The 11977-nt window shown below is 43.8% G+C and carries 10 protein-coding genes; 1 reads left to right on the top strand and 9 read right to left on the bottom strand.

The window, feature by feature from the left end:
- Positions 1 to 95: 95 nt before the first annotated feature.
- The 4 genes from acnD to AAEY94_RS16240 all read right to left on the bottom strand — a co-directional run bounded on the left by acnD (position 96) and on the right by AAEY94_RS16240 (position 5583).
- A complete protein-coding gene (gene acnD, locus AAEY94_RS16255; RefSeq protein WP_192114829.1) occupies positions 96 to 2687 on the bottom strand; it encodes a Fe/S-dependent 2-methylisocitrate dehydratase AcnD in 2592 nt (863 codons plus the stop codon).
- Positions 2688 to 2774: 87 nt separating this feature from the next.
- A complete protein-coding gene (gene prpC / locus AAEY94_RS16250) occupies positions 2775 to 3899 on the bottom strand; it encodes a bifunctional 2-methylcitrate synthase/citrate synthase (protein WP_101088421.1) in 1125 nt (374 codons plus the stop codon).
- Positions 3900 to 4003: 104 nt separating this feature from the next.
- Positions 4004 to 4882 (bottom strand): methylisocitrate lyase, encoded by an 879-nt coding sequence (prpB, locus tag AAEY94_RS16245; RefSeq protein WP_011637321.1) that lies wholly within the window; start codon positions 4880 to 4882, stop codon positions 4004 to 4006.
- A 56-nt stretch (positions 4883 to 4938) separates the two neighbouring features.
- Complete coding sequence (locus AAEY94_RS16240) at positions 4939 to 5583, bottom strand: GntR family transcriptional regulator (protein WP_392342035.1); 645 nt, start codon at positions 5581 to 5583, stop codon at positions 4939 to 4941.
- A gap of 353 nt (positions 5584 to 5936) precedes the next feature.
- Between AAEY94_RS16240 and AAEY94_RS16235 the strand changes: the two genes are divergently transcribed.
- On the top strand, positions 5937 to 6836 hold the full coding sequence (locus AAEY94_RS16235; protein WP_162023012.1) for a LysR family transcriptional regulator: 900 nt from the start codon (positions 5937 to 5939) through the stop codon (positions 6834 to 6836).
- A gap of 257 nt (positions 6837 to 7093) precedes the next feature.
- On the opposite strand, the gene AAEY94_RS16230 is transcribed toward AAEY94_RS16235, so the two are convergent.
- The 5 genes from AAEY94_RS16230 to AAEY94_RS16210 all read right to left on the bottom strand — a co-directional run bounded on the left by AAEY94_RS16230 (position 7094) and on the right by AAEY94_RS16210 (position 11907).
- Positions 7094 to 7657 (bottom strand): LutC/YkgG family protein, encoded by a 564-nt coding sequence (locus AAEY94_RS16230; RefSeq protein WP_350979260.1) that lies wholly within the window; start codon positions 7655 to 7657, stop codon positions 7094 to 7096.
- A 1-nt stretch (position 7658) separates the two neighbouring features.
- Positions 7659 to 9047: a lactate utilization protein B gene (locus AAEY94_RS16225; RefSeq protein ID WP_011637317.1), complete on the bottom strand. Its 1389-nt coding sequence runs from the start codon at positions 9045 to 9047 to the stop codon at positions 7659 to 7661.
- An 8-nt stretch (positions 9048 to 9055) separates the two neighbouring features.
- Complete coding sequence (locus AAEY94_RS16220) at positions 9056 to 9802, bottom strand: (Fe-S)-binding protein (protein ID WP_350979259.1); 747 nt, start codon at positions 9800 to 9802, stop codon at positions 9056 to 9058.
- Positions 9803 to 10445: 643 nt separating this feature from the next.
- Positions 10446 to 11264 carry a DUF3307 domain-containing protein gene (locus tag AAEY94_RS16215; RefSeq protein WP_350979258.1) on the bottom strand — a complete coding sequence of 273 codons (819 nt, stop codon included), beginning with the start codon at positions 11262 to 11264 and terminating at the stop codon, positions 10446 to 10448.
- Positions 11257 to 11907 carry a hypothetical protein gene (locus tag AAEY94_RS16210; protein WP_350979257.1) on the bottom strand — a complete coding sequence of 217 codons (651 nt, stop codon included), beginning with the start codon at positions 11905 to 11907 and terminating at the stop codon, positions 11257 to 11259. The genes AAEY94_RS16215 and AAEY94_RS16210 overlap by 8 nt, the downstream gene beginning before the upstream one ends.
- Positions 11908 to 11977 lie beyond the last annotated feature (70 nt).

Below are 11977 nucleotides of genomic sequence, written 5' to 3'. Positions count from 1 at the left end.
GCAGCCCATCAATAAGCTTATAAACTGCCGATTAAGTAAGGCACTAACACTAGGTTATTGCCAAACCAACACTCACTTATTACCCCGAATTATGGTTAATTAGTTTCGTTGGCTAAAAAGTCCTGAGCAAAACGTTGTAATACACCGCCCGCTTCATAAATTGACAACTCTTCGGCAGTGTCTACACGACACTTAACCGGAATGGTCACTTGCTCACCATTTTTGCGGGTCATGATCACATTTAACATTGCGCCCGGATTACGATCACCTACAACATCATAGGTTTCCGTGCCATCGATATGATAAGTATGTCGATTATGGCCTGCAGTGAACTCTAGCGGTAGCACGCCCATACCGACTAAGTTAGTACGGTGAATACGCTCAAAGCCTTCAGCAACAATCACTTCAACCCCAGCAAGACGCACACCTTTTGCCGCCCAGTCACGTGACGAACCTTGGCCATAGTCTGCACCAGCAATAATAATCAGTGGTTGCTTACGTTCCATATAGGTTTCAATCGCTTCCCACATGCGAGTGACTTGGCCTTCAGGCTCTATGCGCGCCAATGATCCTTGCTTAACCTTGCCGTTTTCCTGCACCATTTCGTTAAACAGTTTAGGGTTAGCAAAGGTGGCACGCTGCGCAGTTAAGTGATCGCCACGATGAGTGGCATAAGAGTTAAAATCAGCTTCTGGCAAGCCCATTTTATCTAGGTATGCCCCTGCCGCACTGTCGAGCATAATCGCATTTGACGGCGATAAATGATCGGTAGTGATATTGTCACCGAGTACGGCTAATGGACGCATACCTTTCATGGTGCGCTCACTCGCCAAAGCTCCGTCCCAATAAGGTGGTCGGCGAATATAAGTACTTTGTGGACGCCAATCATATTGCGGATTTACGTGGCTACCATACTCGACTTTAATGTCGAACATTGGCTCATAGACTTTACGGAATTGCTCAGGCTTAACGCTTGCTTTAACAACTGCATCGATTTCTTCATCGGTTGGCCAAATATCTTTTAACGTGACAGCTTGACCTTGGTTATCGATACCTAAGATATCTTTTTCAATATCAAAACGAATCGTACCGGCAATGGCATAAGCAATGACCAAAGGTGGTGATGCTAAAAAGGCTTGTTTCGCATAAGGATGAATACGGCCATCAAAGTTACGATTGCCCGACAACACTGCGGTAGCGTATAAGTCGCGATCAATCACTTCTTGTTGAATAACCGGATCAAGCGCGCCGCTCATGCCGTTACACGTGGTACAGGCAAAGCCGACAATGCCAAAGCCTAAGTTTTCAAGCTCAGGTAATAAGCCTGCTTCTTCTAAATACAATTGCACTGCTTTAGAGCCAGGCGCAAGCGATGATTTCACCCAAGGTTTACGTAATAATCCACGGGCATTGGCATTGCGAGCCAATAAACCGGCAGCAATCATGTTGCGCGGGTTACTGGTGTTAGTACAACTGGTAATAGCGGCAATAATCACTGCACCATCGGGCATTTTACCGGGTTCGTTTTCAACCACACCACTAATGCCACGCGCCGCTAATTCAGATGTCGGCACGCGACTGTGTGGATTAGACGGGCCTGCAATATTACGACCAACAGATGACAAGTCAAAGTGTAATACACGTTCATACACAGCATTAGTTAAGGTATCAGCCCATAAACCCGCTTGTTTGGCATAGGTTTCAACCAGTTTAACTTGTGCATCTTCACGACCGGTTAACGTTAGATAATCGATAGTTTGTTTATCGATATAAAACATCGCCGCGGTGGCGCCGTATTCAGGCGTCATGTTAGTAATAGTAGCGCGATCGCCAAGGGTTAAATGGGTGGTCCCTTCGCCATAAAACTCAAGATACGATGACACAACTTTTTGCGCTCGCAAGTATTCAGTTAACGCCAGAACAATATCGGTAGCAGTAATGCCAGGTTGTGGCTTACCCGTTACTTCAACACCAACAATTTCCGGTAAACGCATATAAGATGCACGGCCGAGCATGACGCTTTCAGCTTCTAAGCCGCCCACACCAATGGCTATAACGCCTAACGCATCAACATGAGGTGTATGACTGTCGGTGCCCACTAAGGTGTCAGGAAACGCCACACCATTTTGAGCATGCACCACTGGCGACATACGCTCTAAGTTAATTTGATGCATGATGCCGTTACCCGGTTGGATAACATCAACGTTTTTAAATGCCGTTTTGGTCCAATTGATGAAATGGAAACGGTCTTCATTACGGCGGTCTTCAATGGCGCGGTTTTTCTCAAACGCGTCTTTTTCAAAACCGGCATGCTCAACCGCCAGCGAGTGATCGACAATCAATTGAGTCGGTACTACTGGGTTCACTTTTGAGGGGTCACCGCCTTTTTCAGCAATCGCATCACGCAGACCCGCTAAGTCGACTAATGCGGTTTGGCCTAAAATATCATGACAAACCACACGGGCTGGATACCACGGAAAATCAAGGTCATTTTTACGTTCAATCAGCTGCTTTAACGAATCAGTAAGCATGTCAGGTGAGCAGCGACGGACTAAGTTCTCGGCAAACACACGAGAACAATAAGGTAGTTTGGCGTAGGCTCCAGCTTCAATCGCATCTACAGCCTCTTGGGTGTCAAAATAATCTAATTGGGTGCCAGGTAAGGCTTTACGGTATTGAGTATTCATAACTTCATCCACAATAAATATGAAAGGAATAAGCGCTAATCTATATCGAAAAAAGCCGAGTCATCATAACGAGACTCGGCATGCTGATTAACGTTGGCTAATAGGCGCCACTTTACGAGGCTCACTGCCCACATAATCTGCACTTGGACGAATAATGCGGTTGTTCGATCGCTGCTCCATTACATGTGCAGCCCAACCGGTTAAACGTGAACAAACGAAGATTGGCGTAAATAACTTAGTTGGAATGCCCATAAAATGATAAGCAGAGGCATGGAAGAAATCTGCATTGCAGAATAACTTTTTGGTGTCCCACATAAACTCTTCACACGCGACAGAAATGTCATATAAAGAGGTGTCACCGTTTTCATGGGCCAGCTTTTCAGACCACTTTTTGATAATCACATTACGAGGATCAGACTCGCTATAAATAGCATGACCAAAGCCCATGATTTTTTCTTTGCGTTCTAACATTAATGCCATTTGTACTTTAGCATCGGCTGGCGAGCTGAACTTTTGGATCATGTCCATCGCCGCTTCATTAGCACCACCGTGCAGTGGACCACGTAATGAACCAATCGCACCGGTAACACAAGAATACATATCCGATAAAGTTGAGGCACATACACGCGCGGTAAAGGTTGATGCGTTGAACTCATGCTCTGCATACAAAATCAACGACACATCCATTACACGGCGATGTTGCGCTGACGGCGTTTCACCGCGAAGCAGTTTAAGAAAATGTCCACCCAGAGAATCTTCATCTGTGGTGCAATCAATCTCAACACCGTCATGAGTGTAACGGTACCAATAACACATGATGGCCGGAAATGCGGCTAATAAGCGGTTCGACGCTTTGTGTTGCTGAGTGAAATCGACTTCTGGCTCAAGGTTACCTAAAAACGAGCAACCAGTACGCATCACATCCATTGGATGAGCATCAGCAGGAATTAATTTTAATACCGCTTTTAGTGCATCGGGTAAATCACGCTGCGCTTTCAATTCTGCTTTATATGCAGTTAGCTGAGCCTGGTTTGGTAACTCGCCGTTAAATAATAAATAAGCGACTTCTTCAAAGGTAGCGTTATCGGCTAAATCAGAGACATCGTAACCGCAGTACGTTAGGCCTGAACCTGATTTACCGACTGTACATAATTTTGTTTCGCCAGCACTCTGACCGCGTAATCCTGCGCCTGATAATTTCTTGTCTACCATGATATCTTCCTTCTTATGCTTTTCACGATTTAACCATGCTAAATCGCGATTGTAGGGTATTGTTATTTTAGTTGTAATCGAGTCTTGCTGTCGTACTGAGGCCGTTATTTATTTTTGCCTTCGGCAAACAAACTGTCTAATTTTTGTTCATAATCGTGATAACCCAAATAGTCGTATAAATCCATACGAGTTTGCATGGTATCTACCACTGCTTTTTGGTCGCCATCGGTTAAAATAGCACTGTAAACATTTTCAGCTGCTTTGTTCATCGCACGGAATGCACTCAATGGGTATAACACCATTGCCGCGCCCCACTCGCCTAATTGTTGCTTATTCCATAATTCAGTTTGGCCAAACTCAGTAATGTTAGCCAAAATAGGCACATCTAATGCTTCAGCAAAGGCGCGGTAATGCTCTTCAGTTTTAATTGCTTCAGCAAAAATACCGTCAGCACCCGCTGCCACGTACGCTTTAGCACGCTCGATAGCGGCTTCTAACCCTTCTTGAGCAAACGAGTCAGTACGCGCCATAATGAAAAAATCTGGGTCGGTACGGGCATCAACCGCCGCTTTAATGCGGTCGACCATTTCTTCTACTGGAACTATTTCTTTATTTGGACGATGACCACAACGCTTTTGCGCCACTTGGTCTTCCATGTGTACCGCTGCAGCGCCGGCCTTTTCCATATCACGAATGGTCTTGGCAATATTAAATGCCCCGCCCCAACCTGTATCAATATCCACCAACAAAGGTAAGTCACAGGCTGAAGTAATTCGTTGCACATCAACCAGTACATCATTGAGTGATGTCATGCCTAAGTCGGGTAAACCATAAGAGGCGTTAGCCACACCGCCACCAGACAAGTAAATGGCTTGATGACCAATTTGCTTTGCCATCATGGCGGCATAAGCATTAATGGTACCGACAATTTGCAGTGGTTTGTTGTTAGCTAATGCTTGACGAAATTTTTTACCTGCGCTCATGATATTTTCCTTATATGCAATTATGACCGTGGGCGTAACACGCCACACGCAAGACATTACGATAATTTGTGTTCGATATTATTTTTAGAATACATAATATGGCGACGCATCAGCATTTCAGCCAATTCTGCATCACGATTTAAAATGGCCTGAACAATGTGTTTGTGTTCATCATAAGCGGTGGTCACACGCGGACCCGCCATGCCAAGTTGTACGCGATACATGCGCACTAAATGATAAATGCCATCAAACAGCATTGAAATTAGGTGTTTGTTTTTACTGCCTAAAATAATCCGATAATGAAAATCAACATCACCGGCTTCTTGATAATAAGACTCGCCCCCTTTGACCTCGTCAAAGTGAGATTGTAATAAACGGTTTAAATCGGCAATTTCGTCATCGGTCATGTTCTTTGCCGCTAAACGTGCCGCCATGCCTTCAAGTGATTCACGCACTTGATACAGCTCTATCAAGCCTTGCGGAGATAACGCCACCACACGAGCGCCTACGTTGGCTTTACGCTCAACAATATGACACGACTCTAAACGGTTAATGGCTTCACGGATCACGGCTCTACTCACTGCATACTTTGTCGACAATTCAGTTTCGCTCAATTTAGAGCCGGCCTGAATACGACCTTCGACTATATCGTCTCTAAGGGCTACAAAGGTCTTATCTGCAGAAGTAATCGGCTGGATCATATTCATACCTTGGATAATAAAAACTGACATTAAAAAACAGCTACACAAAACAAGTTGTCGACAATATAGCACCTTTGAATCGTATAACAACCCCAAAAGGCACTTTTTGTCGACAATTAATCCAATTCATCATAAAGCGTTAGCTATTACCAATTTATGACACCACTCAATAAACCTTAAGTCAGCCCATGCTAATATTAGCCACCACGGTATAACTCATCACGCCTTTGTGGTTCGATGATTACTCAGCTATCTGTACACACTATGTTGGGTTACACTCCTCTTTATAAAGTGATTGAGACATCGATTAATCCAACAATAAATAGAGCAATAAATACAATAAGGGTCTCTTGATGAGCCAACATTTAGCCTGCCAACTTGAATTGATCCATTTGTTTGTCCATGTCGTTAATGCCGGTGGTTTTTCATCTGCAGCACAAGAGTTAAAGTTGCCCATTGCCACGGTTAGCCGCAAAATTAGCAAATTAGAACAAAGCCTCAATACTCAGTTGATAATGCGCAGCACCCGTAAACTTAGATTAACTGAAGAAGGTGGGGCGTTATTTGACCGTTACTATAATGTGGTGGCGCAATTTGATCGTATTTGTGGTCAAACTATTAATGAGCCGCAAAGTACCTTACGGATATCGACACCCGTTTCGATAACCTCGATGATATTAATTGAGGCCATCAATGACTTTTCCAAACAACATCCGCACATTCAACTGCACATCACCCAAAATAACAGCACCATTGATTTGATAGATGAAGGAGTCGATGTCGCCATTGTCGGTGGCGCACAACCAGACTCATCTTGGGTATCAACATCGTTGGGAGTATTAAATTACGGCCTGTATGCATCACCTGAGTATGCAAAGCAACTCATTGAGCTTCGCCACCCGCAGCAGCTAGTTGATTATCAGTTAATTAAAGTGTGGCCGCTATTTAACTGGACCTTAAAACATCACAGTGGTGAGCAGTATTATTACGATGGACCCGCTAAATTAACCCTAGGGGATTTACACGGCGCAATACGCGCCGCTGTCGGTGATGGCGGGATTTTATATGGACCAGAATTATTTGTTAAACCACAACTATTGAATCAAGAGCTAGTACCTGTGTTACCTGATTGGGCTGGTGAGCATCGACGTATCAGTATTTTGTATCATCAACGTCGTCAACAGCCATTAAAAGTAAAATTGTTTATTGAGTTTATTCAGCAACGTGCTGCCACTATCTTCGACTTGTTCTAACTCGATTCGATTTTCGATGCTTAGATGCTTAGATGCTTAGAGTTTGAAGTGAAAGATAAATCTACATGCGAAGTTGAATTTTAATTTAAATTTGAATTTGAATTTGAAACTGAACGTTTTGATTAATTGCAGGTTGTTCTAACCTAAGCGGTTCGATTAATATCGCTATAGTTTAGCGTGATGCCATCGACTGACACACTCAGTCAATGACATCACTTGCAACTAACAGATGGCGACTAATAACTAGTCACTAATGCCTAGTACAAGTACACATTTAAACTACAGGCACCATGAGCCCCCACCACTAATGCTTGCTCAATATCAGCGGTTTTAGACGGACCCGCAATAAATAATCCTAATTCGCCTGGCTGTAGTGCCACTTGTTTAACCGCTTGGTGCATGTTGGCGACAATATTGTCTTTGGCCAACGCCAATATCAGGTTTTCACAAATAAAAGGCGTTACTCGATGACTGGGTTGATTAACCCAAATAGCACCGTTTTCGGCCACACCAAGATCGCCTGGGATCACGGCAAAATCAATATCAGCCAGATCGTGAGCAGTCTCAGGCACTTGGCGATTACCTTTAATACCGTCCAATAACGAGATCACCTGCATATTTTGTTGGATCAATTCATCTACTGCCTGTTGTAACGATGCTAAACCACCTTCACTATGAAGCGTACCCGCTACTGTGTTCAAACTTGCATTAAATTGGCCAACAAGATCATCATTGTTAGCAATAACATCCATGGCTGGCATGGCATGTTGAGCTAATGCCGATTGCGATAGTGCAGATAAAATAGTGTGTTTATTCGACATATTAACGGCTCCGATTCTTGTTATACCAGCTGGCAAAGCTTGACTCTGGTGCGACAGGCAACTCACGGTATTTACCCCATGCACCACTAAACGGCTTGAGTAAACTCCCCGGTAATACCCGCAGTGCTAATCTTGCTGCGGACATAGAGGTATTCATTAAGGTTTCATTAGCCATAAAACGGCCCACTAACGGCATATAGCCACCTTTGCCATACGGCAACCTCTTAGCTTCTGCTTTCAACCGACGATGATGGGCAATAATTTTATCTAATGGCACCATCGTTGGGCACACATAAGTACAACTGCCGCATAACGTACAGGCCCAAGGAATTGAGTTGGTATCGTCATGCTTAGCACCTACCGCAATACCAATAGGACCAGGAATAGTATAGTTGTAGCTATAACCGCCTGAACGGCGATACACAGGACAGGTATTTAAACAGCCGCCGCAACGAATACACTTTAACGACTCAGCTAAAATTTTGTCTTTCATCATCTCAGTGCGACCATTATCAACAATGATCACATGCATCTCGCCGCCCTCTTGTGGGCCACGGTAAAACGATGAATAAGTGGTAATGGGTTGCCCTGTGGCATTACGGGCTAATGTACGCAACAACACCCCAACAGAATCCATATCAGGAACCACTTTATCGATACCCATTGAGTGCAATTGCAACTTAGGCAAGTTAGCGCCCATGTCTGCATTACCTTCGTTGGTACACACAACAATCGCACCTTGGTCGGCTATCGCCATATTGACACCGGTCATGGCAGCATCTGCAGTAAGGAATTTCTCTCTTAAATGCGCGCGAGCTGCACGGGTTAAATACAGCGGATCAGACTCACCCGCTTTAGTGCCTAACTGTTGATGAAATAACTCGCCTACTTCCTCTTTTTTCATATGTATAGCAGGCACCACAATATGCGATGGTGGCATATTGGCGAGCTGAATAATTCGTTCACCTAAATCGGTATCAACCACTTCAATACCGTGGCGTTCTAAATACGGATTCATGTGGCATTCTTCGGTTAACATCGATTTTGATTTAACCAGTTTTTTAACCTTATGTTTCGCTAAAATCCCATGAACAATTTCATTGTGTTGCTGGGCATCGCTAGCCCAATGCACCTTAATGCCATTACTCAAGCATTGTTGTTCAAATTGCTCAAGGTACTGGGCTAAATGGCTCAAAGTATGCAGTTTGAGTTGAGAGCCAAGCAGCCTTAGTTGTTCCCATTCAGGCAAACTGCCTGCAGCGCGATCACGTTTTTCACGTAATGCCCACAGGGCTTTAGAATGCCAATCAACTCGGGTTTCATCGCGACAAAAAATATCAGCTTTATGGGCATGCACCTTAGAACCCGATGCGGTATATAGTTCGGTCATAGTGGCTCCTATAAAGCATCATTAATGATTTGGGCAATGTGACGGGTTTCAATCGGTAATTTTTGACGACGGATCATGCCATCTAAATGCAGCAAGCATGAAGGGTCAAACCCCACGACATACTTAGCACCCGTTGCCGCATGAGCTTGGGCTTTATCTTTACCCATTTTGGCCGACACCGCGCCTTCATCAACCGCAAACGTGCCGCCAAAACCACAACATTCATCAATACGAGCAGGATAGACAATCTCGAGCCCGGCAATGTTACCCAATACCGCTTCCACTTTATTAAAGCGTTGTTTACCCATTTGCTCTGTCGGCGTCGCTAAATTAAGCATACGAATACCATGACAGCTCATTTGCATGCTTATTTTGGCCGCTACAGGGCGGGCAAAAGCTTTAATCGGGGCAATATCGTGCAAAAACTCCGTTAACTCATAAAGCTTACCGATGACCTCTTGGGCTTCTTGGCTGCCATCAAACTCATGGAAGTTTTCTTTAGCCGCCACCAGACAACTGGCAGCAGGACACACAATGGCATCACAATCGACACCTTTAAAAGCGTTGAGTAATTTAAGGGTGGTGTTTTTTGCTTCATCAAAGCAACCCGAGTTTGTCATCGGCTGACCACAACAGGTTTGCCCAGCAGGAAATATGACTTCATGGCCTAACTTTTCTAATAATGTCAGTGTTGCAATGGCCACATCTGGCATCATTTGATTCACTAGACACGGTATAAATAGTGCTATTTTCATAAATTGGTATTATCCCCAGGCGCGTTATTACACATCGTCTGAGTGAGTTTAAAATCAACTCAGCAATGGCTAACGACTCATTATCGAGCCATCAATGTATGCTTATACCCTTATAAAATGTAGTGCTAATTAAGCAAATATCGCGGCAGACTTTTTCACTTTTGATCTGAATACGCTTTCATCAGCACCAAAAACTCACATCAATAACAACAAAAGCCGCTGCCCACAAATGAATCAGCAATGAATAAGTGCAACACCATGGTATACATCGATAAATGCTAACCAGTAGTTAACAATCTTTATAAATTCAAGTCAGTAGCCTGCGACATTGTGTCGCAGTTTGGTGTTTTTATATTGTCAGAATGGTTGAGGTTAAGCACAATCATGTGATAGGTAACGTCGGAAACATCCCCCCGTTTTAATAACTTATATCTAACTGACGTTATCGATTTTTGGTACACACTTTGGCGTTGTTTGGTTGATGGCTTTGAGTCGCAATCAAATGTCTACTCAATGCTTGGTGACTTTACTCAGCCTCTATCTGCTATGGGAATGGGGATAAAGGCTGATTAAAGGTATCAGTTTAAATCTGAATAAGATTATTGGGCCTCTATTGATATAGAGGCCTTTTTTTATGGTTTTTTCACTTAAATTTTATACCTACACCCAATGAGACTAGCGCCCCAATTAAGGTTGTGATGACCACAGAGATCAGTGAGCCAATCAGTACATATTCAGTCATGCTTCGGTTGGCTGATTGATTTAACTCACCAAATCTGAATATCGACTTAGCGGCTAATACAAAACCCACTGCGGCATAGCTGCCCACCAACATAAACGTCAGTATTAATAATCGCTCTAGGTAACCAATCAACTCGCCACCCGCAACAAGGCCGCTCACATTTGCTGTCTTATCACTAACAAGTTCTGCAACACCATCGGTGTCGGTAACGGCGTCTGTGTCAGTATCCATTGCTGAGTTAACGATGGGATACTTATTCAACACAGCGCCAATCACAATTGAAGTTGGCTTTAGAATGAGTACATAAGCAAACACCACCAACACGCCATCAGAGAAACGTTCATGCTGTAACACTGCATCAATCGATGCGCCATCTGCAACATGAAAAGCAATCGCAGCCAGTACTGAAACATGCAAAGCCTGATCAATAACAAAGTAGGCTAACTTATCTCCCTTTGGTGTAGTGACCTTCCATAAATCGATAATAAAATGACTTACCGCGACAATAACGATTAAGCAAACCGTTGAACGCCAATCAATTCCTAGTGCCATTGCAGGCAGTAATAATGCAACACCCTGTAAAGTCGCGTGAAGGTACAACTCAGGTGAACGGTAAGTGCGAGCTTTTTTAGCTTCTACCCACCGATCGGTCTGAAGATAAAAGTCACAGATGGTGTGAATTAGTAAAAATGGAATGAGCACGCTGAAAAAATCAAACATACTTGAGCCCCGCGACTTTCTTTATAAACCGACAATTTAACTCATGGATCAATGGCCAACCAGACGCTTTAAGTGACTTGCTGACAGTGGCTGTAGCCACATCGAGCATGTTAGCTAACTCACTAATCGACAAATCCTCATTGGTTCGAAGCATTGGCAACATCACTTCACATTGGCGCGCAGTTAAGTCGTTAAGTTGCTTATCAAGATACTTAAACAGTAAGTCAAAATACTCAGTAAGAGCGATGCTATCGGAGCTAAACAATAATCGGTCATTCTTAAGGCCACTGAGTCCGCGGCCAGACAGCACAAATGCTTGCCCCATCGACTCCGACACCGACTCACGTAAATCAGCATTTGCAGCAATTGCAAAACTAATCCGGCTATCAAACTCTTTACCAAGCGCCTTAATGCCAATCCGGTATATAACGGTATATCTCAACGCATTTTCAATATCATGCACGACAGACTGAAACTCATCACCGCGCTCAATACTGTGCGCATTTTCGCTATGCCCCTCGCTAATCCATGTCTGGATAGATTTGATCCGTTTAAGTAGTTGCTCAAACTGCGCAGAAGTTAGCTTTGTTGAGTCAACAACATCGCCAACAATCACGGCTATAGGTTTATTGGTAGGCTCCACATAACGCTCCTTTGTTTGCAGACTTAGACCAATTTAGCCAAAAATGGCTAATAATGCAAGTTTAGCCATT

The sequence above is a fragment of the Shewanella sp. AC34-MNA-CIBAN-0136 genome (assembly GCF_040309945.1).
In the GTDB taxonomy this organism is placed as follows: domain Bacteria; phylum Pseudomonadota; class Gammaproteobacteria; order Enterobacterales; family Shewanellaceae; genus Shewanella.
Note: the sequence above shows the minus strand (reverse complement) of the source record. Positions and strands in the feature narration are given on the sequence as shown.

What these genes read in the sequence shown, in the direction of transcription:
- prpB (WP_011637321.1), bottom strand. Translation starts at nt 4,882, where the DNA reads ATGAGCGCAGGTAAAAAATTTCGTCAAGCATTAGCTAACAACAAACCA.
- AAEY94_RS16240 (WP_392342035.1), bottom strand. Translation starts at nt 5,583, where the DNA reads ATGATCCAGCCGATTACTTCTGCAGATAAGACCTTTGTAGCCCTTAGA.
- AAEY94_RS16220 (WP_350979259.1), bottom strand. Translation starts at nt 9,802, where the DNA reads ATGAAAATAGCACTATTTATACCGTGTCTAGTGAATCAAATGATGCCA.
- AAEY94_RS16215 (WP_350979258.1), bottom strand. Translation starts at nt 11,264, where the DNA reads ATGTTTGATTTTTTCAGCGTGCTCATTCCATTTTTACTAATTCACACC.
- AAEY94_RS16225 (WP_011637317.1), bottom strand. Translation starts at nt 9,047, where the DNA reads ATGACCGAACTATATACCGCATCGGGTTCTAAGGTGCATGCCCATAAA.
- acnD (WP_192114829.1), bottom strand. Translation starts at nt 2,687, where the DNA reads ATGAATACTCAATACCGTAAAGCCTTACCTGGCACCCAATTAGATTAT.
- AAEY94_RS16235 (WP_162023012.1), top strand. Translation starts at nt 5,937, where the DNA reads ATGAGCCAACATTTAGCCTGCCAACTTGAATTGATCCATTTGTTTGTC.
- AAEY94_RS16230 (WP_350979260.1), bottom strand. Translation starts at nt 7,657, where the DNA reads ATGTCGAATAAACACACTATTTTATCTGCACTATCGCAATCGGCATTA.
- prpC (WP_101088421.1), bottom strand. Translation starts at nt 3,899, where the DNA reads ATGGTAGACAAGAAATTATCAGGCGCAGGATTACGCGGTCAGAGTGCT.